This is a genomic window from Arthrobacter sp. AG1021, assembly GCF_003633665.1.
Lineage (GTDB): Bacteria > Actinomycetota > Actinomycetes > Actinomycetales > Micrococcaceae > Glutamicibacter > Glutamicibacter soli.
This window is the reverse complement of the sequence record NZ_RBLB01000006.1, coordinates 888,990-914,047: the sequence shown is the minus strand read 5'-3', so window position 1 is coordinate 914,047 and position 25,058 is coordinate 888,990. Positions and strand designations below refer to the sequence as shown.

General features: G+C 61.8%; 23 protein-coding genes. 12 read left to right on the top strand and 11 right to left on the bottom strand.

Going from position 1 to position 25,058, the window contains the following annotated elements; genetic code table 11:
- Window positions 1-86: 86 nt before the first annotated feature.
- On the bottom strand, window positions 87-734 hold the full coding sequence (locus tag DFO58_RS04505) for a helix-turn-helix domain-containing protein (protein WP_120989390.1): 648 nt from the start codon (window positions 732-734) through the stop codon (window positions 87-89).
- A gap of 79 nt (window positions 735-813) precedes the next feature.
- On the opposite strand from DFO58_RS04505, the gene DFO58_RS04500 reads away from it, so the two are divergent.
- The 7 genes from DFO58_RS04500 to DFO58_RS04470 all read left to right on the top strand — a co-directional run bounded on the left by DFO58_RS04500 (window position 814) and on the right by DFO58_RS04470 (window position 10,187).
- Window positions 814-2,391, top strand: coding sequence for an MFS transporter (locus DFO58_RS04500; RefSeq protein ID WP_120989389.1), 1,578 nt, complete (start codon window positions 814-816; stop codon window positions 2,389-2,391).
- 519 nt (window positions 2,392-2,910) lie between these two features.
- Window positions 2,911-3,270, top strand: coding sequence for a hypothetical protein (locus DFO58_RS04495; protein ID WP_120989388.1), 360 nt, complete (start codon window positions 2,911-2,913; stop codon window positions 3,268-3,270).
- 106 nt (window positions 3,271-3,376) lie between these two features.
- Window positions 3,377-3,883 carry a transposase gene (locus DFO58_RS04490; RefSeq protein ID WP_120989387.1) on the top strand — a complete coding sequence of 169 codons (507 nt, stop codon included), beginning with the start codon at window positions 3,377-3,379 and terminating at the stop codon, window positions 3,881-3,883.
- A gap of 686 nt (window positions 3,884-4,569) precedes the next feature.
- A complete protein-coding gene (locus DFO58_RS18120; protein WP_147407184.1) occupies window positions 4,570-5,211 on the top strand; it encodes a hypothetical protein in 642 nt (213 codons plus the stop codon).
- A 2-nt stretch (window positions 5,212-5,213) separates the two neighbouring features.
- A complete protein-coding gene (locus DFO58_RS18115) occupies window positions 5,214-8,075 on the top strand; it encodes a hypothetical protein (protein WP_147407183.1) in 2,862 nt (953 codons plus the stop codon).
- A 939-nt stretch (window positions 8,076-9,014) separates the two neighbouring features.
- On the top strand, window positions 9,015-9,455 hold the full coding sequence (locus tag DFO58_RS04475) for a VOC family protein (protein ID WP_047119220.1): 441 nt from the start codon (window positions 9,015-9,017) through the stop codon (window positions 9,453-9,455).
- A 48-nt stretch (window positions 9,456-9,503) separates the two neighbouring features.
- A complete protein-coding gene (locus DFO58_RS04470; protein ID WP_120989384.1) occupies window positions 9,504-10,187 on the top strand; it encodes an HAD family hydrolase in 684 nt (227 codons plus the stop codon).
- 30 nt (window positions 10,188-10,217) lie between these two features.
- Here the strand turns inward: DFO58_RS04470 and dnaE are convergent, their stop codons facing one another.
- The 6 genes from dnaE to DFO58_RS04440 form a co-directional block, all read right to left on the bottom strand.
- Entirely contained in the window at window positions 10,218-13,676 is a 3,459-nt protein-coding gene (gene dnaE / locus DFO58_RS04465; protein ID WP_120989383.1) for a DNA polymerase III subunit alpha, read from the bottom strand.
- Between the two features lie 33 nt (window positions 13,677-13,709).
- Window positions 13,710-14,018: a DUF6504 family protein gene (locus tag DFO58_RS04460; protein ID WP_202605475.1), complete on the bottom strand. Its 309-nt coding sequence runs from the start codon at window positions 14,016-14,018 to the stop codon at window positions 13,710-13,712.
- A gap of 221 nt (window positions 14,019-14,239) precedes the next feature.
- Entirely contained in the window at window positions 14,240-14,743 is a 504-nt protein-coding gene (locus DFO58_RS04455) for a nuclear transport factor 2 family protein (RefSeq protein WP_120989382.1), read from the bottom strand.
- A gap of 49 nt (window positions 14,744-14,792) precedes the next feature.
- Window positions 14,793-15,653 carry an SDR family NAD(P)-dependent oxidoreductase gene (locus DFO58_RS04450; protein ID WP_120989381.1) on the bottom strand — a complete coding sequence of 287 codons (861 nt, stop codon included), beginning with the start codon at window positions 15,651-15,653 and terminating at the stop codon, window positions 14,793-14,795.
- A gap of 195 nt (window positions 15,654-15,848) precedes the next feature.
- On the bottom strand, window positions 15,849-17,204 hold the full coding sequence (locus tag DFO58_RS04445) for an MFS transporter (RefSeq protein WP_120989380.1): 1,356 nt from the start codon (window positions 17,202-17,204) through the stop codon (window positions 15,849-15,851).
- A 246-nt stretch (window positions 17,205-17,450) separates the two neighbouring features.
- Window positions 17,451-18,278: an aldo/keto reductase gene (locus DFO58_RS04440; RefSeq protein WP_120989379.1), complete on the bottom strand. Its 828-nt coding sequence runs from the start codon at window positions 18,276-18,278 to the stop codon at window positions 17,451-17,453.
- A gap of 253 nt (window positions 18,279-18,531) precedes the next feature.
- Between DFO58_RS04440 and DFO58_RS04435 the strand changes: the two genes are divergently transcribed.
- From DFO58_RS04435 to DFO58_RS04425, 3 genes are all read left to right on the top strand, one after another.
- Complete coding sequence (locus DFO58_RS04435; protein WP_047119228.1) at window positions 18,532-19,617, top strand: S-(hydroxymethyl)mycothiol dehydrogenase; 1,086 nt, start codon at window positions 18,532-18,534, stop codon at window positions 19,615-19,617.
- Entirely contained in the window at window positions 19,617-20,246 is a 630-nt protein-coding gene (locus DFO58_RS04430; RefSeq protein WP_120989378.1) for an MBL fold metallo-hydrolase, read from the top strand. The genes DFO58_RS04435 and DFO58_RS04430 overlap by 1 nt, the downstream gene beginning before the upstream one ends.
- A gap of 89 nt (window positions 20,247-20,335) precedes the next feature.
- Window positions 20,336-20,872 carry a hypothetical protein gene (locus DFO58_RS04425; RefSeq protein WP_120989377.1) on the top strand — a complete coding sequence of 179 codons (537 nt, stop codon included), beginning with the start codon at window positions 20,336-20,338 and terminating at the stop codon, window positions 20,870-20,872.
- On the opposite strand, the gene DFO58_RS04420 is transcribed toward DFO58_RS04425, so the two are convergent.
- Window positions 20,869-21,594: an SOS response-associated peptidase gene (locus tag DFO58_RS04420; protein ID WP_047119231.1), complete on the bottom strand. Its 726-nt coding sequence runs from the start codon at window positions 21,592-21,594 to the stop codon at window positions 20,869-20,871. The genes DFO58_RS04425 and DFO58_RS04420 overlap by 4 nt on opposite strands.
- 120 nt (window positions 21,595-21,714) lie before the next feature.
- Between DFO58_RS04420 and DFO58_RS04415 the strand changes: the two genes are divergently transcribed.
- Complete coding sequence (locus tag DFO58_RS04415) at window positions 21,715-21,993, top strand: mycoredoxin (protein ID WP_047119232.1); 279 nt, start codon at window positions 21,715-21,717, stop codon at window positions 21,991-21,993.
- A 54-nt stretch (window positions 21,994-22,047) separates the two neighbouring features.
- On the opposite strand, the gene DFO58_RS04410 is transcribed toward DFO58_RS04415, so the two are convergent.
- Entirely contained in the window at window positions 22,048-22,794 is a 747-nt protein-coding gene (locus DFO58_RS04410) for a lipoate--protein ligase family protein (protein ID WP_183043098.1), read from the bottom strand.
- A gap of 119 nt (window positions 22,795-22,913) precedes the next feature.
- On the opposite strand from DFO58_RS04410, the gene DFO58_RS04405 reads away from it, so the two are divergent.
- Window positions 22,914-23,522, top strand: a complete 609-nt coding sequence (locus DFO58_RS04405; RefSeq protein WP_082344770.1) for a uridine kinase — start codon at window positions 22,914-22,916, stop codon at window positions 23,520-23,522.
- Here the strand turns inward: DFO58_RS04405 and DFO58_RS04400 are convergent.
- Window positions 23,519-24,337, bottom strand: a complete 819-nt coding sequence (locus tag DFO58_RS04400; RefSeq protein WP_120989376.1) for a thioesterase family protein — start codon at window positions 24,335-24,337, stop codon at window positions 23,519-23,521. The genes DFO58_RS04405 and DFO58_RS04400 overlap by 4 nt on opposite strands.
- A gap of 92 nt (window positions 24,338-24,429) precedes the next feature.
- Entirely contained in the window at window positions 24,430-25,005 is a 576-nt protein-coding gene (locus tag DFO58_RS04395; RefSeq protein WP_053798213.1) for a helix-turn-helix transcriptional regulator, read from the bottom strand.
- Window positions 25,006-25,058 lie beyond the last annotated feature (53 nt).

The following is a 25,058-nucleotide window of genomic DNA, read 5'->3' as shown; positions in this document are numbered from 1 at the left end:
TCTGTGATGGCTTCATAGCTTGTGGCATACCTTGGCCACAGCCAGCCAGAACCCAGTTTAGTTCAGCATTGCGCTGCGCAACCGGTTCACTTCGGCTTTTGTGCCGTTTGTCCGCCCGAGTGTGACCCGTTCAACAGCTCATCGGCCGACAACAGCCCCGAATAGTGCCACAGCTTGCGCTCGGAGGCCGGCTGCGAGCTGGCGATCTTCCCGTTCTTCTGGTCCTCGCGGAAAGCCGGGATCACCGCATCCAACCGGCGCTGCAGCTCCTGGCGCTCGTCCTCAGTGAGCATCAGGTTGCTGGTGCTCAGCTGCGCCAGGTCAGCCCTGGCCTCGCCGCTGTCGTACCAGCGCTGGGCGTGGGCCAAGGTGGCTTCGAGGCGGCGCTGCTCGTCATGGATGACCTGCCCGAGGTAGGCGTTCATGGCGGTAGCCGAGCCATCCTCGGTGCGGTCGGCGGGCTGGCCGGTGGTGTAGCCGGTGGCGGCCGGGCGCCAGACGCGGTCGCGCTTGTCGCGCGCCAGCTCGGGAGCCTCCTCGATCATCTCGGCCTTGGCCAGCTCGCGCAGGTGGAAACTGACCTTGTTCGGGGCAAGGCCCAGCAGCTCGCCGATATCCGAGGCGCGCCCGGTGCGCATGGCCGCCAGCGCATCGAAAATCTGCCGGCGCAGCGGGTTGGCCATGGCCTTGAGCATGGGCGTGGTGAACGTGACGTTCGACTGAGCTTGAGTCATGGATTCAGCATAGCAATTGCTCAAATAAAATTGCGCAAGTTCTATTGCGCAACTTTATTTGCAGGTCTATGGTTGGTGCATGACCACGGACCAGACTCCCCTGCTTCAGTCGCAGACGGCCGACGCCGGCGCACAGCGGCTGCCGGCGTTGCGCCACCAGCGCAGCTACCGCATCTGGTGGGTCGCCGACACCACGGCCCTGCTGGCCGGCGGCATCTACGCCTTCGTGCTGCCGCTGATCCTGCTGGCGCTGACTGGTTCGCCGGTGCAGGCGGGCACGCTGGCCGCCGTGGGTCTGGCCGCGCGGGCCAGCCTGACGCTGCTCGGCGGCTCCGTGGCCGACCGTTCCGACCGGGCGCGCATGATGCTCCTCGGAGGGATTTGCGGTGCGGCGCTCACCTCGGCACTGGCAGTGGCCAGCATCAGCGGGTCACTGAGCGTCGCGGTGCTGTGCGTCGCCCACTTGCTCATGGAACTGCGCGGAGGCTACTTCGGCACGGTCACGAATGCTGCGCTGAAGGACGTGGTCCATCCCAAGCAACTGGGACGAGCCATGGCCTCAAACCAGGGGCGCGATTCGGTGCTCATGCTGGGAGCCGCCCCGCTGGGCGGACTCCTGCTCGGACTGGGCGCGGCATTTGCCCTGCTTGCCGTCAGTTTCCTGCAGCTACTCGCCGCCGCCTCGGGGTTCGCACTGCGCGGGCCGTTGCGCGCGGCAGAGGCCGACTCCAAGCCCGTGGAAAATTCGCCTGCCGGCAGCGCACCGGTCTCCCCCGGCATCGCGGCAGGCATGCGGTGGTGTTTCGCCAGGCCGCAGCTGCGCAGCCTGCTGATCCTGATCACCGTCATCAATATCGGAACCAACGGGCTGAACACGACGTTGATCTACGGATTGCAGCAACGCGGCGAAACCCCCTGGGTGATCGGCTTGGTATCCACCTCCATGGGGCTGGGCATGTTCGCCGGCTCGCTGTTCGCCGGATGCCTGATCGAGAAGTTCCGGAGCGGGGTGCTTGCCTGCAGCTGCTTGAGCGTTCTGGGCGGCGCGATGCTGCTCATGGGATTCAACACCAACCTGATCTGGCTGGGCGCCATGCTGCTGATCGCCTACCTGAGTGTTCCGGCGCTAAACGCGTCGGTCGGAGGCTATTTCATGGCAGTGGTGCCGCGGGAGATGGCAGGACGCGCCAACTCCCTGATCTTGTTCATGGCCCTGTCGGCTTTGCCGCTGGCGCCGTTTTTCACCGGGCTCGGCCTGCAATGGCTGGGCATGGGGCCGACGCTGGTGTTCTTCAGCTCCCTGGTGATCGTTGCAACCGTCGCCGCCTGGTGCTCACGGCATGTGCGCGGCATCCCGCACCCGGATCGCTGGATCAGCGAACCGGCGAGCGCAAATTCTCAGATCGAAGCGGCGGCGAGGGAATCTGCGGACGTGGTGTCTGCAGAGGGCGAGCTGCCGCAGGCTCAAGGAGAACCGAGCATGAAAAACCATCCAGCATCAAGGTCGTCAGTTTCTGCCGGGAGGCTTGGCTTGCGCCGCATCCCCAGCAGTGAACAGCGCAACCATCACACGCCGCGCAGTATCGATCAAGAGTTCCGTGCCCAGCGTGAGCGCGATCTGTCTTCGCCGCGCAATGAGCAGTGGATCTACCTGTAGCGGGTCGATAAACTTTCTGCGATTCCAGATGAATCACCGACCAAACGAAGCATGCCAGCGACCAACCCAGCGGTTTCATGTCGGTCACGTCAATAACAGCCACTAAATCGAAAAGGCGAGCCGGACTTTGGACAATAGGAGTGTCTAAGCTTCTAATCAACCTTATTCAAGGAGCATCTTTTCGATAATCTATCCTACGCTGGGTTACCCCGTGCCACGAGTAGAACTCACCGGTCAGCAGCTGATCCCGCGCGCCGGGCTGTCCACCATCGGCAACTTGCTTAACGCACTGGACGTCCGGGCCTTGCGCGAATTCCAGTTCTCCTAGTTCGCCCCCGAACGCAGAGACGCATCCGCCTGATGCTCTTGCTGGCCGACGGCTGCGAGATAGACATCTGACGCATCAGCGCAGGCGTGTCTCCGACCCGCTATCTCCGAAGCCACTGTCAGCCAGCTCATGGGACGGTTCAAAACCATGCCCGAGGCCTTCGCCTACGGATACCAAACGATGAGCAAACCTTGCGCACGAAGCTCTGGAACGCTGTAGGCAAGCAGAATCCCGCCAAACGCGCCATCCGGCTTAAGCCACTGATCATCGAGATCGACGCAACGCTGCTCCAATACCACTTAGAGAAACAAGCGGCAGCCGGAAATTTCAAAGGAGGATATGGCTTCGCGCCGATGGTTGACAGTCTGGATTACAGCCGAATCTGCGGCACTGGCGAAATCTTGGCAGCGCTCCTGCACCTGGGTAACAAAGGCGCGAACTCGGCGAAAGTTCATATCGAGGTCCTCTGGTGGATTTTGGCAGTCTTGCCGGATGATCTCGCCCAAGAGGACAGAACACTGCAATGTGAATTGGTCCTGGTGCATTTCTGAAGCCTGCGGTGCTTCATGAGAATTCCTCAACCTTCTCTACTCGCTAGAAATTCAGTTCAGCACCTCGTATTCCTTGACTGTCATCGAAGAACAGGAACTCGGGTAGATGAGCGCGAAGAAGTACTGGGAACCAGCGACTTATCGACGAGGCAAGCTGCTACCGGATGTGTCGGTGGTGTATGCCACCGCAATGCTGAAGCTGAATGATTACCCACCGAGTACCAGAGCCTACGTACGAGCCCAGTCCCTGCACTCCGGCGCGAAAGACACGTTGTTTGATTATGACGAGCACAGGATCACCGCGCGCTTGACGATTTCTCCGTATTACGTGATTCCGGAGTTGGAACGCCGGCTTCAGGCCCGGGTGCGGTGCGAGAACAGTATCAATTCCCCGAGGCATTCGGGATTCAATAAGTTGCCGTATTGGGAATACGCTGCGAATCAGGCTCGGACACTGCTGGCAGCGTTGGCCATGATTCTGCTTGCCTGGATGCAACTGGTTGCGATGCCCCTGGGTACGAGGCAGGAGGCTCAAGCGATGGTGGTACTGACTGTTCAGCATCGCCGGGAAACTGGTGCGCAGCGGCACGCAAACACGGTCGCTGGTCTCTGAACATGCTTTGAAATCTGAGTTGTTCACCGTAATTGACGATGCCTGCCTTGCCTTGCATCTGCGGTGGCACCAAGGAGTCGCCACAGCCTGAACAGAAGGGCTGTTTCTGACCGAGGTGAATTCGGGGACCGTCAATTTTTCGAGGACGTGGACCTCGACGTCTGCAGGCTGTCGCACCAAGCCAGCTTCATCACGTTCAATACGTGAAGGCCCACCGAGCCTCGAAGAAATCCTGAGTCTCAGCGGCCTGTACATTCAAGATGAAAGCGCCGGGCTAGTGCGTTGATTTTCCAGGCTGTTTCATAAAACATCAAGGTTAATTCAATATTTGGACCAGCACTCGCGGCCAACACGTACCGAACAAGAGCTATACTCGACATTGCAGCCGCTGTTTAGAAATCAATGATTTAGTGATTTTGCCCCTCCGAAGCGCATTATTTTGAATAAAGCGGGAATGGAATCGAACCCACAATGGCGGTACATAGCTTCAAGCTGCACGTTCTTCGATAACTTAGAATTTGTTTTATGTGTAGCTAAGTCGAGAGTTGATACGCATGAAACCAGACGGTACGTCTAACTATGAGAAAATGATCGCACGACATTGCACAGAATCATCGTCTTCATCCTTGGCTGGAACTCCAAGAGTTATGCTCTCGTTGTCACGAATCGTAGAAGGCAGTTGAGCGATGGATGAACGTCAGAGACGAGTTTTAGATACGCTCATAAACCGGGGTCCAAAATTAGCAGGCATGTACAGAATGGCTTTGGTCATGATTGCCCAAGAAGCCATCTCTGGCTGCGAGTCCGCACGAATCTCAACGGTTTGTCATTGCATGCGCGAGTTGATGGCCGGTCTCCCAGCCGTAATGTCGGACATTTCAATTCCCCGGCCGAATCCATCGTCAAGTTCTTTGTTGAAGCTACTTCCTGGACTGCTCGCGGCTCATCCCGATGCCGACTTAGGTGTTGAACAAGATCTCGTGCCAGTTCCTCGCGCGGTTGCCCGAGTGCTTGAAAGTCTCGTCAGTACGGTTATCAAAGAGGAGGGCCGTAACCGCGCTAATACTGCGGCACTAATGACCGGAGACGTAGATGCGAAACATCCGGCGATCACCCAGTGGATAGATGTCTACCAGTTTTTCTTAAGCTGGACCCACCTTGATCGTAATTACGATCATGACAGAGTGCTCCCAAGCAACAACGAGCTCCTAGCAAAGGTTCGGATTGTTGAGGATGTCATCGAAGTGAGAGGCGCCTTCTTCTTTGAAAACCTGCGTGCAATCGAGGACTTACTGTCTGTGATCAACAATATCGATGAGGGAAGCTAACAATGGCAGAGTATAAGAAACCCACTCCTGAACAGGTAAATGAGGTTCTGCGCCGTATCCCGACGCCTTCACTACGTCGGGCGTTCTTCGAAGGTCTTAAGAATCCGCTATGGGTGGAGCCGCTCGCAAAAGTTGGCATGTTCAGCGATCCGCCAGAGCCAGAAAAGACAAATGATGGTTTTTTAAAAGACCATTATTGGCCGGAAATCGATTATCTTATTCGTGTTGCATCAGCTTCACCCAAGCCGGTTGTAGATGTTCTACTTAAGCTTGCTGATAGCAACAACGCCTGGGTACGGAGAGCTGTATTCGCAATTGGCGCAACCATCCAGACAACCGAAGCGGTACGCCTCTTTCCGATGGTGAAGTCTTGGAAAGAAGGTGGTTTCGGTTGGCGGGTAGACCCGCGCGATATGGTTGGTTTCGTTGTCAACTTACTGCAGGGTGGCGAGCTAAAGGCAGGTAAGGCGATGGCTAATTTCTTGTTCCGCCCCGTAGAATCGGAAAACCCTCACAAACCAGCGTTCGGGCTTGACGAATATTGGTACCAGGATGGCCTGCCACGCGTTGTTGAGGCTTTGGGAGACGAAGGCCTAAAGACTGTTCTGCCATGGTTGGAAGAGTTCGAACGTCATACGAAACGTTTTACCGATACGTACGATATTACAGACATTTCGCGCGAGTCGATCCGTGAAAGGGGTGACCACTATCCGTCTATTGAGCATTCTCTAATCGACGCAGTGCGAGATCTAGCTTCTAGCGCGATGATACGAAATCCGAGAGCTACAGTCGTTGTGCTCGCTAAGAGCCCCATGATTTTGTCCTGCAAGATCACCCTTCATGCAACTATGGATGCGCTTCGAAATTTGAGTTCTGTACCCAGCGCTGAAACCAATCACTTAATCGCCGTTGCCGCGTTGCTTGTGGCCGACAGGAAGTTTCAAAATGACTCGTTTCGAATTGAATTCGCAGAGCTTGCACGTGAAGTAGCACTGCACAGACCTGCTGCCCTAGAGTCACTCACTGAGTTCATACTTTCTGGTCCTCCTGGCAACCGGGAACAACTGCGAGATCGTCTGCGGTCAGATGAGAGCGAAACCCTCGAAGATCTTGACACACGAGTTGAAGAAGTGGTTGACACTTGGAGGCATCGATGGCTTTCTGCTATTGGCAGCGAATCTATACCATCCACTCTCAAGCCTCTACTGCAAGAACTTGACACAAAGCGAGGAGTCATCGAATCACCTCTTACTCCTATGACGAGAGTGACTAGTTGGAGCGGACCGAACAGCCCAATTTCTCAGGACGAGATGTCTGTCATGAGCTCTGCTGAACTTGTGGCGCATCTTTCAACTTGGCATGATACTGGTGAGGAGTGGGGGCCGAGACCGTCTCATGAAGGCCAAGGACGGGAACTCTCCTCACTCATTACAACGAACCCGAGGGCCATCAACGGAGTCGACGATCTCGTGAATAGATTGCGACCCACCTACCTTCGAGCGATCCTCCAGGGCTGGGAAGCCGCCATAAAAGCCGGCATCTCTCTCGAATGGCATTACGCAGCGAACCTTATCTGCAAGATACTGATTCACAGCAACGCATCGCCGTTCCCCCCGGAAGGCCGGGATTTCGACGACGATGTTGACCTACTTGGTGCAAAAAGAGCCGCTGTGAATCTTCTCGAAGAACTTGCCCAGAAACGCGAGAATCTCGAAATCCCGACTGAGGCGCAACAACTCTTTGCTGATTTGCTGATAAATGAGGCAGATAGTGATAGTGCTTGGGATAAATACGACGCTGATGAGTCCAGTAGTAGCATGGATCCACTTACCATCTCACTTAATTGGCAGTGGCCGACTCGTGTACGAGGACTGCTCAACTTAGTCCTCCATGGTCAAGATACGAGCTGGTACAACAGTTCAAAGCTAGCTCTTGAACGCGAATTGGAGCGAGTGGATAGGCGAGGCGCTTCGAGAGCGATCATTGGCCAAGAATTAGGGCGATTATTGACAATCGACCCCGACTGGATAAAGCCTAGAATTGAAGATTATTTCGGGTCGGCCAATGGTATTTCATCATCTCAGCAAATCGCATTGACCACTGCAATAATGATTCATCATTATCACATAGAATTATATGAGCTTCTAGCCCCGGCCATGCTTGCGGCTATCAGCTTGCGCGAGCCGCTCATATCAGGCTGGAAGGGGCAGTCTGACCCGATGCAGCACATTGGCGAGTGGGCGGTTTCCGCTTTCATTCGCGGTCATAAGAATTCTAACGATCCAGTATGTGAAGCATTCTTTAGTTTAGCGGAGCCCAAAGTTCGAGGGGCAGCCATTGGTCGCATAGCTTGGTCATTCATGAACGCCGAGTCTGTCGAGCAAAGCATACGGGACCGGTTCGCAGATTTTTGGGATTCTCGAGTGCAACATGTCCAAGTACATCCCAAGGACAAGAACGAACTCGACGAGTTCTATTGGTTTGTGAAGAGCGAAAAATTTAGGATTTCGTGGTGGCTCCCTCGACTAAAAGAAGCCATAGTGCTCGATTCCGACCTGGCGAGTGGGCGCTGCCTGCTAGGTAAACAACTTGCAGATGCTGCTGACGTTGATCCGCAAGGAGCATTGGAAGTGACGCAGCTGCTCATCGAAAAAAATGAAGATGATGATAGGTATAGTTGGGATCTCGCTCGAAACGCTGTGCCGATTGTTATCGCTAGATCGATAGCCTCTGGTAATGAACAGCTCAAGCAGGCTGCGATCTATTTCATGAATAAGCTAGGCGAGAATGGTAATCAGAATCTTGAGAGAGAGGTTCAAGAAGTGCTGGACGGCAAGATCACACAAGACGATATAAGCGACTAGTTAGGTCTTTCTTTAGGAAATATCATAGTCTAATTAATTGAACTTTTGAAAGTGGATTTTTCGACCTTAAAAACCATATATGAAAAATATTCAGCCAGCCTAGATATTTCAGGAAACTGTCTGAAAGTACCGCACTAACCTCCTCAGAGGGATAAATCGTGAGCAGCGTCCCCACAAAGAAGGCGCGGCGAGATATCCGTCCCTCAGGTTGTGCTCCCCCATCGTGTTTTCCACTGAACACAGTGATACCTTATGCTTGGGTCTTTCAATCTCCAAGCGGGCTGGCAGGGGCTCCAACCCGCCGGGTTCACGTTCGCAACGGTGATCTGGCTCTGCCAAGGCTTGAACATTCGGAGCTTTGGGGCCACTAAAATTCCGAGTGCGAGCCATCCGATATTGCAGTTCAGAAACTCCTAATTTTTCGTTCAGAGCCATCATCCGCCCGGGCATGCTTCACGGTCTTCGCAGCGATCGCAAACAGCCAGCCCGCAGCTTCATAGGCTCCCGCCGCGCCGCTTGACGCCCATGAAGGCCAAGTAAATTGCGGCCACGCAGTGACCCAACCGGCAAGAAAAGTGCCCCAGATCCACCACGGATTCTTCGCCCACTGCTGGTACGGGAAATTGTGCAGTCCAGTGTCTTTTGCGTTGCGGATTCATTCCTCACTCCGCGCCTCGTCCGGCGCCTCTGATCCAGCACGGCCGTGTTGGAGTGTTGCTGATTCGTTAGGAACAACGCGTATCGGAAACTGCCATCCACCGCAGTGGTGAACAGCGTGTACTCATCGTGCAGCTGTTTCGGGCATGCTGGGGTCCGGGATGCGACGGCTCGCGCCGGACGAACAAATCTTGAGCCTTAAGTAGTGCGGTGAAGCCAATGGTTTCGTTCATGCTGATTTTAGACCTATCATTCGAGGTCAACGCCCCCTAGGCTGGTCATATGAACAAGTCGGCCCCGCCGACCATCAGCGCGATCACCCTCGGCGTGCGTGATGTCGGTGTTTCAACCAGGTTCTATACCGAGGGACTGGGTTTCGAGCTGGTGCAGCCAGCCCATCCGGAGATTGCCTTTGTCCGCGCCGGGCATTCCTTGATGCTGGCCTTGTGGGACATTACGCAGATGCCCAACGAGTATGGCGACATCGGGCACGGCGAGAAGGCTCCCCCTGTTTCGCTGGGGCACAATGTGCACACCGATGCGGAAGTTGAACAGCTCTACCGGCGAGCGCTCGACGCCGGGGCCCAGTCCATTACGGCTCCTACCGTGCAGCCGTGGGGCGGGATGAGCGCCTGCGTTGCCGATCCGGACGGGTTCCGCTGGGATTTTGTGCACAATCCGTCATTTGTCATTGATGCGGACGGCCACGTGTCCTCGGTGTAGCGGGTTCACGTTTACCTGGTTCTTCCCAGCGCGGGGGAAGATGAACCTATGCCCCCGCACGTTTATTTTGATTTCTTTGGCACCTTGGTGCGTTATGACCCGTCGGTCCTGCCGAGCGCGTTCAACGCGCCGCTGGAATTTGCGCTCAGGGCTTCGGTTCGGGTGGGCCAGGCAGAGGCCGATACGTTGTGGACTCGCGCATGGGATGAGCTGGATTCGGCGGCGTACCGCTCCGGGCGTGAGTGTTCGATGCTTCAGATCGCCCGGCGCTATTGGGAGCTGCTGGGTTCTCCTCCCGTAGCCGAGAATGAGCTTGTCCGTCTGGTGCGGGAGTATCTTGCCGTATGGAGCGCTCAGGTTGCCCCCGCCGCTGATGTCCGGACGTGCTTGCAGGATCTCTGCGCAGATCATGTGCTGAGCGTGGTGAGCAATACCCATGATGCGGCGTTGGTGCCACGGTTGCTGCGCGAGCTGCAGTTGGACGCGTACTTCGACCGGGTCTTCACCTCCATAGAGCTGGGATGGCGCAAACCGCACCGGCAGATCTTCGAGTTGGTGTTGGACGCGCACGGGATTCCCGCGCAGGATGCGGTGTTCGTGGGAGATAACTGGGATTCGGACATCCAGGGTCCGCAAGCGGTCGGGATGCGCGCGTTCTATGTCGGCGCCCCGGGACTTGGCCGGGAACCGGTTGCGCTCGCGCTGTTGCCCGGCATGGTACGCGGAGCCTGACGCGCTGATCCCCCGTATTCGAGGCTCCCCCTACATGTTTTGCGCTCCGCGCTGGTCCAGGCCTTCGGCGTTCATGCGGCGGGCGAGTTCTCCGACGGTTTCGGTGGGGCTCTGTCCGAGCTTGGGCCGGCAGCTGGGGCGCGGGCGGGCTGCGGAGTCCAGGTATCCGGCGGCGGGCAGGGTTTCGGGCTGGTGCAGGTCCCAGGCGTTCAGCGCCTGCAGCGAGATGCCGCGGGGTCCGGTGCGCCGGGTGATGCCGTGGATGAGCAGCATGCGGGTGGAGAACAGCAGCGGTCCGGTGCGTTGCTGGGTGTCGTCGAAGAAGGTGGCGTCGATGCAGCCGGTGCCGTCGTCCACGGAGATGAACACGACGCGTTTGCCTCCGCGCATGGGCGGGGTCTGGGTGGCCACGCGGACCCCGGCGACCAGCACCTCGGTGCCGTTGCGCAGGTGCAGCAGCTCGATGGCCTGGGTGATCGGCAGGTGGGCCAGGCATTGCCGGTAGGAGGTGATGAGGTGTCCGCTGGCGTCCAGGTGCATGAGGTCCAGTTCGGTGCGGATGATCTCGGCCGGTTCCAGCTGCGCCCCGGTGTTGGTGATGTGTTCGATCTGCCCGAGGTCGAGGGTGAGCTGCCCGGGGCCGGGCCGGTATTTGGCCGGCAGGCTGGTGCGGGCCATGGATTGGGTGTGGGCGATGGTGTCCGCCCGGCTGGTGCCGGTGAGTAGGGAGTCGAAGACACCCAGGGCCGCGAGGTTCTGGTAGGTGCGCCGGGACAGGCCGGCGCGGTCGCGCACGTCGGCCAGGTGCTCGTAGGGCTGCCCGGCGACCAGGCGTTCGACCTCGCGTTCGCTCATCTGGTGGATGTCGCGGAAGGCCAGGCGGACACCATAGCGTCCGGGGCGCAGGGTTCCGGGCGCGCGGGGCACGGCGGGGGCCGCGGCAGGAGCGTATTCGAAGATTCGTTCGACTCGGTAGTGCCCGGTGGAGCGGTTGATGTCCAGCGGCAGGATGGGGATGCCCATGCGCCGGGCCTCGGAGACCAGCAGCCGCTTGGGGTACATGCCCGGGTCGTGCTCCCAGATGCCGGCGAGGAAGGCTTCGGGGTGGTGGGCCTTGAGCCAGGCCGAGTGGTAGGTGGGTACGGCGAAGGCGGCCCCGTGGGCCTTGCAGAAGCCGAAGGAGCCGAAGCCCGCCAGCACCGTCCAGACCTTGTCGATGGTTTCCGGGGTGTAGCCCTTGGCGGCGGCGCTGGCGCGGAAGTATTTTTCGACCGCCGGTTCCTGGGCGGGGTTGCCCAGGTGGCGGCGGTAGACATCCGCCATGCCCAGACCGCAGCCGGTCATGGTGTCCAGGATGCGCAGCACCTGTTCGTGGAAGACCACTACCCCGTGGGTTTCGGCCAGCGCGGGCTTGAGTTCCTGGTGCAGGTACTGTTCGGGGGCGAAGCCGTGGCGGTGCTCCAGGTAGGGCTTGACCATGTTGGACTGCATGGGGCCGGGGCGGAACAGCGAGATATCAATGATCAGGTCGTTGAATTCGGCGGGGGCGAGCTTGCCGATCAGCTCGCGCTGGCCCGGGGATTCGATCTGGAAGCAGCCCAGGGTGTGGGTGGAGCGGATCAGTTCGAAGGTGGGGGCGTCATCCAGCGGGACCCGGGCCAGGTCGATATGCCCGGCCGGGTCGATATAGCTGGTGGTGGCGTGTCCCCCGGCGCGGGCGACCGCGGCCGCATCGGGGTGCAGGCGCGCGATCTCCTGAAGGGTGTAGGCGATGGCCGACTGCATGCGCACCCCGAGCACGTCGAGCTTGATCAGCCCCATGAGGTCCATGTCGTGCTTGTCGAACTGGCTCATCGGCAGGGCGATGCCCGAGGGCTGGACCGGGGTGCGGTCCAGCAGCGAGGCGTCGGAGAGGATGACGCCGCACGGGTGCATGGAGATGTGCCGCGGCAGCCGGTCCAGGCGTTCGGTGGCGTCGATCAGGATGTCCAGCTGGGAGTCCTCGGTGAGGCGTTCGGCCAGTTCGCCCAGCTCCGGCTTCTCGGCGAGCGCTTCGCGGAAGGAGGAGGCGGAAAAGCGCCACAGCTGCTTGGCGATGCCGTCCACCTGTCCGTCCTCCAGGCCCAGGGCGGCTCCGGCATCGCGGACCGCTCCGCGGGCCCGGTAGGCGTTCTGCATGCTCATCAGGCTCACGCGTTCTTCGCCGAAGCTGGCGAAGATCTTGCGGTAGATCTCGTGGCGGCGGGCTGATTCCACGTCGATGTCGATGTCCGGCAGGGTGGTGCGGGTGTCGGAGAGGAAGCGTTCGAAGACCAGGTCGTGGGCCAGCGGGTTGACCTGGCTGATGCCCAGCAGGTAGTTGACCAGCGAGGAGGCGCCGGAGCCGCGGGCCGCCACGCGCACCCCCAGCCCGGTGATGAGCTTGACGGTTTCGGCGACGGTGAGGAAGTAGCCGGCGAAGTCCAGCCGGTTGATGACCCCGAGCTCCAGGGACAGCCGCTGCTCGACGGTGTGCTTCGTCTCGTTGGGCAGCAGCCGGGGCACGGCGGCGTAGACGCGTTCGGTCAGCTCCTGCATGGCCGGGCGGTGCAGGCCCAGCACCGAGGCTTCGGGGATGACAGGTTTTTTCCAGCCCAGGTCGCCGGCGGGGTTCAGGGCGGCGAAGCTGGCGACTGCCTCGGTTTCCCGCAGCAGCTTGCGCATCCAGCCGCGTTCGGTGGCGCGGGCGATTTCGGAGGCCAGCTGGCGCATCTCCTGCGGGGACTTGAGCCAGCCCTGCCCGTTGGGCTGGCAGGAGTCCATTTCACTCAGGCTGTTCAGGGTGCGGGCGGAGTCCAGCAGGTCGGCGGTGACCGCGCCGTCGGGGTCGGCGTAGCGCACGGCGTTGCTCAGCACCGCCTTTAGGCCCAGTTCCTCGGCGTAGCGCAGCATCCTGCCGGCTTCCCCGAGGTTGTAGCGGGATCCGGGGGTGGACAGATGGGTGGTGATTTCCACGCGCAGCATGGGGCCTGCCAGCTTTTTCCAGTCGGCCAGCAGTGCGCGGGCCTTGGCGTACTGCCCGCGGGCCAGCGCCCGGGCCACGTCGGATTCCCCGCCGACCAGCAGCATGAGGTTTCCGGAGGCCACCCGGTGGGCGAGCTGGCGCCGGGTCAACCCGGGAATGCCGCGGGGCGCCTGGTGGGCTTGGCTGATGCTGCGGCATAGGGCCGCGTAGCCTGCTCCGTTGCTGTGCCCGCGGGCCAGCAGGATGACCCGGCCAGCTGCATGGCCCGGGGTGTCGAGCAGTGCCAGGTTCACGCCCAGCAAGGGTTGTAGCCCGTGTTCCATGCAGGCGGCTACGTGCTTGACCGCCCCGTAGAGCCCGTCGCGGTCGGTGAGGGCCAGCGCTTCGGCGCCCATGGCGTGCGCGGCGGCCGCCAGCTGGGGCGGGGTGGAGACCCCGTAGTGGGCGCTGTAGGAGGAAGCGACATTCAGGTGCGTGAAGCTCATGCCATCGCCTCGAACATGTATTCGAGTGGCGCCTCAGGCGCTGCGGGCATGCTGCTCGTGCAGGCGGACCAGGCGCCAGCGGGTGCTCTGCGCATCGAAGCTGACATCGATGCTGAACGGCTCCGAACGGCCCGAGGAGTCGGCCAGTTGCAGTCGCCACATCTCATAATCGGCCACTCCCGCCCCTAGTCCACGCGGGATTCTCATGTTCTCCTCCCACCACTTGCGGCGTTCGAACCAACGTTCGGGTTCAGCCACCAGGCGGTAGTCTTTCCCTCGCCAGGTAACGCGCAGCGGTATTCCGTTCGCTGCGCGGGTGACCTCAATCGGCTCGGTGAACATGCCCACGTGTGCGCTCCTTACTCAACAAATTCATTCTATTCGAACATGTGTTCGATCGGTAGCTACACTAGTCAGCCCGGCCGACAGTTTGGCGCGGGCCCGGTTTCGTGAACAATTTTTTTGATCAGTTCACCGCTTGTGGCGATGCTGCGGAAGGCACGGCAAAGGCCCGGAGCCCGAGCGGATGATCCGCTCGGCCTCCGGGCCTTCGACGGGCGCCGCTAGGGTGCCGGAACCTCCAGGAACTCGCCCTCGGTGATCTGCGCGCTCTCATCAAGCGCGCGGGTCATCGACCAGGTGTCGGTGAAGCGGCAGGCGGACATCTTCCACTGGCCGTCCACCAGCACGTATTCGTCGTCGTATTCGCCGGTCTTCAGGTACTCGGTGCGTTCGGCCAGGTTGATCTGGCGGAAGCGCAGCGTCCAGCGTCCCCGGGCGGTGGTGGGGCTAATCAGCGTGATGTCCGGGTGCATGCCGTGGTGCATGTCGAAGATCACGTGCTTCCCGTCGACCTTCGCCAGCGCCACCTGGGTAAAGATCTCGGCCATCGGCTCCACGTCGTCGAAGGCGCCCATGGGGCCGTAGTCGATGATCGCGCCGCGTTTGATGAAGCAGTCGCGGAATCCCTGCGGGTCTTTCCCGTCACAGGCGCGCCAGTAGCGGTGCTTGAGCGCCTTGATCTCTTCGATCGCTTCCAGCGCGGCAAGGCGTTGTTCCAAATCCATGGATTGTTCTCCTGAAAAAGTCGTGTCGAGCGGATAGTCCGTTGGCGAATTAGCCGATGACTGCGTCGGAAAACACCGGCGGGTTTCCAAGCATGGGGCGGTGGGAGACCGGCTGCGCACCGTTCACGTCCTGCACCCCCAGTTCCGCGGCCACTTCCGCGGCGATCAGCACCTGGCCGCTGCGCTGCATCAATTGCGGGTCGCGGTGCAGTGCGTCGATGACCCGGCCGGGGAATTCCGGGGATTCGGCGGTGGCTTCCAGGTCCCCGTACTGCTCGGGGCTCTTCGCCAGCTCGGCCAGGGTGCGCTCGGTCTTCAGCATCCCCATCCACAGGGAGATGACGGCAACGCCGTGCGGCTTGAAGTCCACGGCCATGTCGCTGGCCATCTTGTCCACGGCCGCTTTGCCGGCCCCGTAGGCCGGTCCGTGCATGTAGCAGGTTCCGCCGAAGGAGGAGGTGTTCACCACCAGCCCGCCGCCGGCGATCAGCAGCGGCGCGGCGTAGTAGCTGGCGACGTAGCTGGAGCGCAGTCCGACGTTGAACACCTCAAGCAGGTCCAAGGACTTCTCCCAGAACGCTCCGGAAAGCGTCAGCTCCGCCGGGACCGCGTAGGCGTTGTTGACCAGGATGTCGATGGCCCCGTCTTCGGCGGCGATGCGTTCGAAGAGCGCCTTCACCTGGGTGTCGTCGGTGTGGTCGAGCACCACCGGCACGCCGATCCCGCCGCGGGCGGTGATTTCCCCGGCGGTGGCGAAAACGGTTCCCGGCAGCGGAGCCTCGCCTTCGGTGGTGGTGCGCCCGGTGACGTAGACCTTGGTCCCGGCTTCGCCCAGCGCCAGCGCGATCCCCTTGCCCGCCCCGCGGCTGGCTCCAGTGACAACTGCGACGCGTCGGGTTTTCTGGGTCATCGATTTCCTCCCGTGATTCTGGCGCGCTCGAGGTCCCGGGCGCGCGTGGCTCGATTACATCCCGCCCGCGCGCCGCCGAAATCCGCCCGTCCCGCTGAACGGGACGGGCCGCCGCGCCGCCCCGGCGGCACGAAGGCCCGGAACCAGCCGGTCGACGACCAGCGGATTCCGGGCCCTTGGCAGGAGACCGAGGTTCTACTCCACCCGGTTGCCCAGCTCGTGCAGCGGGGTCTTGAAGGTTTCGCGGGCCCAGATGGCTCCGATGGCCGCCACGATGGAGGATCCGGCAACGATCCAGGCCGCCGGGCCGTAGTTGGCAGGGATCCCGCCGACCAGCACGGTGGCGATCATCGGGGTGAACCCGGCGCACAGGATGCCCACCTGCAGGCCGATGGCGACACCCGAGTAGCGGACCTTGACGTGGAACAGCTCGGAGAACCAGGCCGGGTAGATCGCGTTGGACACCGCGTAGCTGCCGGCGGTGATCGCGATGCTCAGCAGGAAGACCAGCGCGATGTTGGAGGTGGAGATCGCCCAGAAGTACACCCAGATCAGCACGCCGGAAGACAGGATGCCCGTGATGAAGATCGGGCGGCGGCCGAAGCGGTCCGAGAGGTAGGCGCTCAGCGGCTGAGTGAAGATCGCCAGCACGTTGCCCACGATGCTGACCACCAGCATGGTGGCCGCGGGGATGCCCACGCTGACCGCGTAGGCCAGGCCGAAGGCCTGCATCAGGGTGTTGGTGACGCATTGGAAGGACATCAGCGAGACCTGGAAGAACTGCGCCGGGTGGGTCTTGAGCATCAGCAGGAACGGCAGCTTCTCCTTGGCGTCGCCGGTCTGCGCCTTGACCTCGTCCTCGAAGACTTCAGGCTCCTCGAGCGAGCGGCGCACCAGCATGGCCACGATCATGACGACCACCGAGAGCAGGAAGGGAACACGCCAGCCCCACGACATCCTGGCGGTTTCCTCCATCGCGGCGACCGGGATGAATGCCAGCGAGGCCAGCACGATGCCCGCCGAGATCCCGCTCATGGCGAAGGACGGGAAGAACCCGCGCCGCCCCACCGGGGATTCCTCCATGGTCAGGGTCGAGGACCCCGCCGTCTCTGCGCCGGCGGACAGGCCCTGGAGCAGCCGCAGGGACACCAGCAGGGCCGGAGCCAGGTAGCCGGCCTGCGCGAAGTTCGGCAGCAGGCCGATCGCGAAGGTCGACCCTCCCATCAGCATCAGGGTCAGCACCAGCGTGTTCTTACGCCCCAGTCGGTCGCCCAGGTGGCCGAACACGATGGCCCCGAATGGGCGGGCCACGTAGGCGACGCCGAAGGTGGCGAACGAGGCCATGAGGGTAATCGTGGGATCCCCCGCCGGGAAGAAGATATGCGAGAAGATCAGCGACGCGGCGGTCGCATAGATGAAGAAGTCGTAGTACTCCAGCATGCCTCCGAGGAACGCGGCCAGCGCCGCTTTCTTCGCCCGCTTCATCCGGTAGCTCTGCTCGACACGCGAGAGATCTGTACCGACAACTGCGCTGCTCTGGTCAATCGCCATGGGGAACCTCCAAGTAACAAGAACCGATGTGCACGCTATCCGAACAGTGGTACGTTTTGCGCACACTTGAGTGTACTCCTGCGTGATCCGCAACACCTAGGGAAATTTCAAAGAAAATTCGCCGATCCGAAAATCTCCCGCAGGCGCTCGGCGCCTTGCAGGTCAACGGCGATTTGCCGTGTGCAGGCCCCCGTTAACGCGGCAAAGGGCCGCCCCGAGGGGCGGCCCTGGTCTGCGCGAGGGAGGTTAGTGGCCGAAGAAATCCGCATCCAGGCGCGGGCCGGCACCGGTATCCAGCGCATCGATCGCCGCCAGCTGCTGCCCGGTCAGGGAGAAGTCGAAAACATCAAGGTTCTCGCGCTGCCGCACATCGCTGGCGGACTTGGGCACCGCGATACGCTCCGAGTCCAAATGCCAGCGCAGCACCACCTGCGCCGGGGTCTTGCCGTACTGCTCTGCCGGAGCGGTAATCGCCGGATGCGACAGGAAATCCCCCGCGCGGCCCAGCGGGCTGTAGGCGGCGGTGACGAGCTGGCGCTGGGCATGGGCCTGAAGCTGCCCGCGCTGCAGGTGTTCGGGGTCGACCTGCACCTGGTTCAGCGCCGGGCGCAGCCCCGCGTCGTAGACCGCCTGCAGGTGCGCCGGCTTGAAGTTGGACACGCCCCAGGCGCGCAGCTTGCCTGCCTGCACCAGTTCCTCCAGCCCGTGGCAGGCCTCGACATAGGCACCCTGCTGCGGGTTGGGCCAGTGCACCAGATACAAGTCCAGGTAATCCAGCCCCATCAGCTCGCAGGCGCGCTCGTAGGCGGCGGCCACGCCGTCGCGCGAGTGGTCCTCCTTGTTGAACTTGCTGGTCACCCACAGCGTCTCGCGCCGCACCCCGGCCCGCGCGATGCCCTCGCCGACCGCCTGCTCGTTGCCGTAGTTCGCCGCGGTGTCCACGTGGCGGTAGCCGTTGCCCAGCGCCCGGGCCACCGCATCAGCCGCTTCCTCGCCGGTCAGCGGCCAGGTGCCCAGCCCGATGGCCGGAATCCGCAACCCCGGCGCCAACTCGATCGTGTGCTGTTCCTGCATTCCTGCTCCCTCGTTCCTGACCTGCGCTTATCGTCTTGGCTAATCCATTCAAGTATTAAGCGGCCCCCGCGCAAAAGTCCACGACCAAACACGTCAGCGACTATGTAGGATTCCGGGACAATCGGCGAATCGGCCGCACAGCGCATCCATCCCGCGCCACACTTGGTCATTTGGCGCGCGGCTCCTAGATTCCCGTCTGCCGCACCGATAGCATCGGGTCAGAAGCACAATCCACCACAAGGAGCTCACTGACATGTCCCACAAGGTCAAAGCGGTCATTTCCCGCGCCAAAGACGCCCCGGTCGAGGTTGTCGACATCATCGTTCCGGATCCGGGACCGGGAGAGGTCGTGGTCGACGTGCTGACCACCGGCGTGTGCCATACCGACCTGCACTACAAGCTCGGCGGCATTGGTGACGACTACCCCTACCTGCTGGGCCACGAGTCCACTGCGGTGGTCAGCCAGATCGGCGAGAACGTCACCAACGTCAAGGTCGGCGACCGCGTCATCCTGAACTGGCGCGCGGTCTGTGGCCAGTGCCGCGCCTGCGCCAAGGGCGAGCCGAAGTACTGCTTCAACACCTTCAACGCCACCCAGAAGATGACCCTGGAAGACGGCACCGAACTGTCCCCTGCGCTGGGCATCGGATCCTTCGCCGAAAAGACCCTGGTCCACTCCGGGCAGTGCACCATCGTGGACGAGGACGCTGATCCGGCGGCCGTGGGCCTGCTGGGCTGCGGCATCATGGCCGGTATCGGCGCGGCCATCAACACCGGAGAGATCAAGCGCGGGGAATCCGTAGCGGTCATCGGCTGCGGCGGCGTGGGCTCGGCGGCCATCGCCGGCGCCCAGCTGGCCGGGGCGACCACCATCATCGCGGTGGACGTCAACCAGGACAAGCTGGAAACCGCCAAGCGCTTCGGCGCCACCCACACCGTGAACTCCGCCCAGGTGGACGCGGTCACTGCGATCCAGGAGCTCACCGGCGGCTTCGGCGCCGACGTGGTCATCGACGCGGTGGGCCGCCCGGAAACCTACAAGCAGGCCTTCTACGCCCGCGACCTGGCCGGACGCGTGGTGCTGGTGGGCGTGCCGACCCCGGAGATGACCCTTGAGCTGCCGCTGCTGGACGTCTTCGGCCGCGGCGGTTCGCTGAAGAGCTCCTGGTACGGCGACTGCCTGCCGAGCCACGACTTCCCGATGCTGGTCCAGCAGTACAAGCTCGGCCGCCTGGACCTGGATTCCTTCGTCACCGAGCGCATCGGCATCAACGACGTCGAGGCGGCCTTCGACAAGATGCACGAGGGCACCGTACTGCGATCGGTGGTGGAAATCTAGTGGCCGCGCGCATCGAGAACATCGTCACCTCCGGCACCTTCAGCCTGGACGGCGGCACCTGGGAAGTGGACAACAACGTCTGGCTCATCGGGGACGACGCCGAGGTCATCGTGATCGACCCGGCCCACGACCCGCAGGCCATCCGCGAGGCCATCGGCAAGCGCGAGGTGATGGCGGTGCTGCTCACCCACGGGCACGACGACCACATCCGCGCCGCCGCGCAGTTCTCCGACGAGGTCGACGCCCCGCTGTTCCTGAACCCCAAAGACCAGATGCTCTGGGACGCGGTGTACCCGGAGCGCGATATCGACGCGGAAATCCACGAAGGCGACAGCTTCACCGTCGCCGGGACCACCTTGACAGCCCTGCACACCCCGGGGCACTCACCGGGATCCACCTGCTTCTACTCGGAGGACCTGGGGGTGCTGTTCAGCGGCGACACCCTGTTCAATGGCGGGCCCGGCGCCACCGGGCGCAGCTACTCGAGCTTCGAGACGATCATCGACTCGATCCGCTCCAAGCTGCTGACCCTGCCGGCGGAAACCGTGGTCAACACCGGCCACGGCGCCGCCACCACCATCGGCGACGAAGCGCCGAACCTGGATGAGTGGATCGCCCGCGGGCACTAGCCCCATAGCGGTGCGCAACGCTGAGCCCAAGCCGGGGTGGAATGAGCAATTCCATCCCGGCTTGGGCTTTCGTGTGGAATGATGAACCCATGCCTGAATCCTCTGCCCGCGTGCGCTCGGCGAAAATCCCCGGCTGGATCGGAACGCTGTCCATCCTGGCCGGCAGCGTGCTGCTCTGGCGCGACAGCCAAGCCGAGTACCTGCTGTATTCCGGCGGCACCGAACCTCAACCGGTCGACACGTTTTCCATCGGCCCCTCGTTGCTGCAGGTCTCCGGCGAGCTGCTGCTGGCCTTCGGTTTCGGGGCGCTGTGCCTGAGCCTGGGACTGATCCTGGCACGCCGCATGCTCAAAAGCAGGAAGCACACGCTCACCACGCGCATCATCTGGCTCGCCGGGCTGCTGGTGCTGGCCGGCGGAACCGGCCTGCTGATCTGGGATGCGGTGCAGGTCAAAAGCTTCGGCTGGTTCGCCTACGCGCCGCTGGACAACTCCACCTTCTCCCCCGCCCCCTGGGTGACAGGGACGCAGATTCTCGGCAAGCTGCTCAGCGCACTGGGCCTGGGGGCCATCGGCCTGGGCTTCGGGCTGCATGCGGGAGCGCGCTCCCGGAGCGCGGACTCCTAGAACAGCGAGCGATGCGGTTCGATCAGCTCCGGGCCGTCGTTGCGCACGTTTCCCACCGCTGGATCCACCTCGTGCATGGTCCAGGTCGAGGCCACGTCGAAGGCCTCGGACCGGATCTGCTCGATCAGCCCTTCGCCGTCCTCCTGCTCCGGATCCAGCCAGCGTGCCATCATTTCCCGATCCAGCGGAATCGGCAGGCGGTCGTGGAGCCCGGCCAACTCGCCGAGCACCCCCGGCTCTTCGCTCGATGGCGAATCCATGGTCATGATCGAGGTGGACAGGATCCAGCTTCCGTCCTTGTCCTTCCACCATTCGTACAGCCCTGCGAAGAAGATCAGCTTGCCGTCCTCGCGGTGCACGAAGAAGGGGCGCTTCTTGCTGCCTTCCTTCTTCCACTCGTAATAGCCCTGCACTGGCACCGCGGCCCTGCGCTTCTTGACCGCCGAACGGAACGTCGGCTTGGAGGAGGCGGTTTCGCTGCGCGCGTTGAAGGCGCGCACCCCCACCGACAGCTCCTTGGCCCAGCCGGGAACCAGGCCCCAGCGGGCCACATGGACCTGGCGGTGCAGCTGCCCGTCGATCATCCGCTCGAGCACCACCGGCACGTCGGTGGTCGGCGCGACGTTCCACGACTGGCGAAGCTCAAGGTTGGCGTCCGCCTCCGCTTCCGCCTCGGCAACCAGGTCGCCGATGGCCTTGGCCATGACGTAGCGTCCGCACATGATGAACCCCCGCAGATTTGTTCGAATTTTGTTCCCAGTGTAGTCCGACGAGCGGCGGAAAACAGTGGTGGCAGCCGGGTCAGGCGGAACAAACGGGCAGGTCGCGTGGTTACATGAAGTATGAGCAACGAATTGAACCTTGAGAAGTACGTTCCTGCCGCCGGCGGAGTCACCATGTTCACCACCAGCTGGTGCGGCTACTGCCGCAACCTGAAGCGCCTGATGGACCAGAAGGGCGTGGCCTACACCGAGGTGAATATCGAAGAGGTCGAGGGCACCGCGCAGATCGTCGAGTCGTTCAACAACGGCAACCAGACCGTCCCGACCCTGATCTTCCCCGACGGCACCGCTGCAACCAACCCGCGCATCGAGGAAGTCGTCGAGCGCGTCGGAGCGTAGTTTCGCCTTAAATGCACAGTTCCCGGAACCTTGAGGGTTCCGGGAACATCGTGTTTAACCGGCCGTCTGCTCCGGGACGGCGACATGCTCCCGGTATTCGGCCAGCAGCGCCTCGATGAAGGTTTCGGTCGTGAGCCCTGGCGCCAGGTCGTCACCGGCACCCACCGTCGCGGGATTCATCGGGACTTCCATGGCCTGGTAGACGGCATCCAGCACGCGTCGCAGAGGCTCGGAATTCTCCACCACGAAAACGCTGGAGAACAGCCAAGCTCCGGAAATCACCCGCTGCGCGGTGCCCACCAGCTTGACCGCATGCCCGATCGCGGAGCCAGCCCCAGGCACTCCGTGCACCGAATGGTCCCCGACGCAGTACTCGCCGTCGATCGGCCCTACCTCGGCTTGAACCCCGGCCCTGCGGAATGCATCGGCATAGAGCCGGGCGAAAATCTCGAACCGCTGCTGCTGGTGCATGATCGCTTCGGCCTGCGGCTCGATATGGTCGACGATCAAGGTGCCACGGTGGTAGGCGGCTGCCCGGCCGCCCGCCTTGCGCACCAACGGTGCAAATCCCTGGTTCGCGGCCGCCCGGCTGGCCAGCTCGAAGCCCGGGAGGCGAACATCACGCTGGCCGAACGCCAAGGTGGGGTCCGGCCGGTACAGGCGCAGCAGCGGCCCGCGCTCACCGGACTGGACTTCGCGCAACAGCTGCACCCCGCGCTCCAGATCAGCACCGGGATCTCCGCTGGGTTCCTCGCGCAGCAAGGTCAACGGAGCATCAGATTGGCGATTCCACAAGGTCATGGTCATGAGTCTAATTCAGCCGGCGAAGCCGCTTCGAACGTATGACGCCCAGTCACCGGCTGGGTGAGGTGAGGGTGAAAATTACTGGGCGTTGGACGCAGTAGGACATAATTGGTCGTGTGCCTTCTTCATCTACACCAGTAATTCTCATCGGCGGACCCTCAGGCTCAGGCAAGTCATACCTTGCAGCTCGGTTCGGAAATCCGCATCTTCCACTCGATGAGTTCTACCGCCAGCTTTCCGAAGACGGGCACCCCGAGGCATTCCCCCGCACTCCCTACGGAGAAGTCGACTGGGACCACCCGGGCACCTGGAACATGGACGCAGCGTTGAAGGCAGTCAACGAGCTATTGGAATCGGGCAGCACCATGGTGCCGAACTACTCCATCTCCACCTCAAGCTACGACGGGCATCGAAAGATCTGCGGCAATGGCGGCCCCATCATCGCGGAAGGGATCTTCCTCTCGGAAATCCTCGAGCCGCTACGCGCCCAGGGAATCGATGTCCAGGCCTACTACGTCGACGAGCCGGCGCTGCTGACGACGATCCGCCGCTTCGTCAGGGACGTCTCCCAGCGCCGCAAGCCGCTGCTGTTCCTCATCAAGCGAGGCTATGCGCTCTTCAAGTCGCATGCCTCCGACAGGGAAAACTACCGGGCCAAGGGATTCACGATCATGCCGAAGCCCCAGCTGAAGAAGCTGCTGGCAAACCTCAGCCCGGTTTCCTAGCGCGAGCGGACCGTTAGGATCTGCTCTGCTCGTCCGAACGGCCCGCTTTCATCGTGCAGAACCGTCGAGGTCAGCCCAATGCCATCGGTGCCGTAGCTTTGCTGTGCCTCCAGCCCCAGCCATTCTCCCGCCGGGGCACGGTACATGTGGATCTGCAGATCGAGGTTCGGGAACATCCACTCGCCGGCGCCGGGTTCCACCCGCGGAGCGACACCATTGGCGGTGTCGACAAGCCCAATCAGGCGGGACATCGACGAGGCATTGTGGACGTCCACCAGATCGTAGGGAGTGCGCAGCCAGGCAAGCCCCTTTCCCTTGCGGCGACCCTCAGCGGCACGCATTTCAACGGACTTGATGTATCCCCCGGGCCAGAGCTTTGAAATCTCCAACGCTTCGCAGTCCTGCGGCCCAACCACCGGTGCATCCTCAACACCCGCAACAGCCGAGGAGTCCCCGGTAATCACGCGCCAAGCCTGCGCAACAATGCTCGTCAGGCCCTTGGCCTTCATTTCGGCTTCGATCAATTCGATCGTCCGGCCCGGGCGCACCATGCGCGTGGTGATCTCGAATTCGCCGGCATGGATCAGGCCATGGATTTCAAAGCTCAGTCGCGCAATGCGCATGTCGCTTCGAGGCTGGAACTGCTCCAGTTCATGCGCCATGATCCCCGAAGCCGGCGCCATGTGCTGCTCGTGCGCATTCCACGCACCCTGGGCATGCCACGAAGAACGGTAGCGCCCCTCGCCCAGCGACTCGAAGTAGAAGTCCCCCGACGCAAGAATCTTGTCCAGGTCCTCGGTGAGCTGATGCGTCATTGCTGCCCTCCAGGCATGTTCGCGCGGATGTGTCGTTGATCCCAGCGTATCCAATGGGTGAGCCAAACCACTAAATCATCCACCACGCCGGATCAGCTCGGTCGATCACCGTGATGCGCTCGCCGGCCTTCGTGATCCATGATGCTGAGAATTTCAGCAACCCCGTTCACTGCCCAGATGACGTGCGGGGTCAACGTGTCGAATTGGGCCGCTTGCCCGGCGACGACGTGGTAGGTTCTTTCGCCGAGCTTCAACTGCACTTCGCCGGAGAGCACAGTGAACCATTCCTTGCCCTGATGGATCCTAGCCTCGCTGGGCGCCGGGGCGGTCGCGGAGTCATAGCGGATTTTCGACACAGTCACGCCGTTGACCGCATCCTCATTCGTCAGTTTCCAAATGGTCATTCCCGGCAGGTCAACTGGCTCGGGCCTGATGACGACGTCTTCCCCGGCCGTCGCCACCAATTCGTCAAGCGTGGTGCCCAGGGCGCGGGCGATGGGCACCAGCTGGTCCAAGGCGATACGCCGAGAGCCGGTTTCGATGCGGCTCAGTGTTGAGACGCTGAGCTTCGCCTTGGTTGCCAAGGACTCCAAGGACCAGCCCCGGCTTTGCCGCAGCGCGCGAATCCGCTGGCGAATCGTGCTGTCCACATCAAGTTCTTGCGTCATACGCAAAACAATACTCCTAGGAAGCAATTTCTCTCTACGGTAGTTCTCACAAC

What these genes read in the sequence shown, in the direction of transcription:
- DFO58_RS04415 (WP_047119232.1), top strand. Translation starts at nt 21,715, where the DNA reads ATGAGCAACGAATTGAACCTTGAGAAGTACGTTCCTGCCGCCGGCGGA.
- DFO58_RS04505 (WP_120989390.1), bottom strand. Translation starts at nt 734, where the DNA reads ATGACTCAAGCTCAGTCGAACGTCACGTTCACCACGCCCATGCTCAAG.
- DFO58_RS04475 (WP_047119220.1), top strand. Translation starts at nt 9,015, where the DNA reads ATGAACAAGTCGGCCCCGCCGACCATCAGCGCGATCACCCTCGGCGTG.
- DFO58_RS04440 (WP_120989379.1), bottom strand. Translation starts at nt 18,278, where the DNA reads ATGCAGGAACAGCACACGATCGAGTTGGCGCCGGGGTTGCGGATTCCG.
- DFO58_RS04460 (WP_202605475.1), bottom strand. Translation starts at nt 14,018, where the DNA reads ATGTTCACCGAGCCGATTGAGGTCACCCGCGCAGCGAACGGAATACCG.
- DFO58_RS04400 (WP_120989376.1), bottom strand. Translation starts at nt 24,337, where the DNA reads ATGACGCATCAGCTCACCGAGGACCTGGACAAGATTCTTGCGTCGGGG.
- DFO58_RS04500 (WP_120989389.1), top strand. Translation starts at nt 814, where the DNA reads ATGACCACGGACCAGACTCCCCTGCTTCAGTCGCAGACGGCCGACGCC.
- DFO58_RS04410 (WP_183043098.1), bottom strand. Translation starts at nt 22,794, where the DNA reads ATGACCTTGTGGAATCGCCAATCTGATGCTCCGTTGACCTTGCTGCGC.
- DFO58_RS04445 (WP_120989380.1), bottom strand. Translation starts at nt 17,204, where the DNA reads ATGGCGATTGACCAGAGCAGCGCAGTTGTCGGTACAGATCTCTCGCGT.
- DFO58_RS18120 (WP_147407184.1), top strand. Translation starts at nt 4,570, where the DNA reads ATGGATGAACGTCAGAGACGAGTTTTAGATACGCTCATAAACCGGGGT.
- DFO58_RS04450 (WP_120989381.1), bottom strand. Translation starts at nt 15,653, where the DNA reads ATGACCCAGAAAACCCGACGCGTCGCAGTTGTCACTGGAGCCAGCCGC.
- DFO58_RS04425 (WP_120989377.1), top strand. Translation starts at nt 20,336, where the DNA reads ATGCCTGAATCCTCTGCCCGCGTGCGCTCGGCGAAAATCCCCGGCTGG.
- DFO58_RS18115 (WP_147407183.1), top strand. Translation starts at nt 5,214, where the DNA reads ATGGCAGAGTATAAGAAACCCACTCCTGAACAGGTAAATGAGGTTCTG.
- dnaE (WP_120989383.1), bottom strand. Translation starts at nt 13,676, where the DNA reads ATGAGCTTCACGCACCTGAATGTCGCTTCCTCCTACAGCGCCCACTAC.
- DFO58_RS04490 (WP_120989387.1), top strand. Translation starts at nt 3,377, where the DNA reads ATGAGCGCGAAGAAGTACTGGGAACCAGCGACTTATCGACGAGGCAAG.
- DFO58_RS04455 (WP_120989382.1), bottom strand. Translation starts at nt 14,743, where the DNA reads ATGGATTTGGAACAACGCCTTGCCGCGCTGGAAGCGATCGAAGAGATC.
- DFO58_RS04395 (WP_053798213.1), bottom strand. Translation starts at nt 25,005, where the DNA reads ATGACGCAAGAACTTGATGTGGACAGCACGATTCGCCAGCGGATTCGC.
- DFO58_RS04435 (WP_047119228.1), top strand. Translation starts at nt 18,532, where the DNA reads ATGTCCCACAAGGTCAAAGCGGTCATTTCCCGCGCCAAAGACGCCCCG.
- DFO58_RS04470 (WP_120989384.1), top strand. Translation starts at nt 9,504, where the DNA reads ATGCCCCCGCACGTTTATTTTGATTTCTTTGGCACCTTGGTGCGTTAT.
- DFO58_RS04420 (WP_047119231.1), bottom strand. Translation starts at nt 21,594, where the DNA reads ATGTGCGGACGCTACGTCATGGCCAAGGCCATCGGCGACCTGGTTGCC.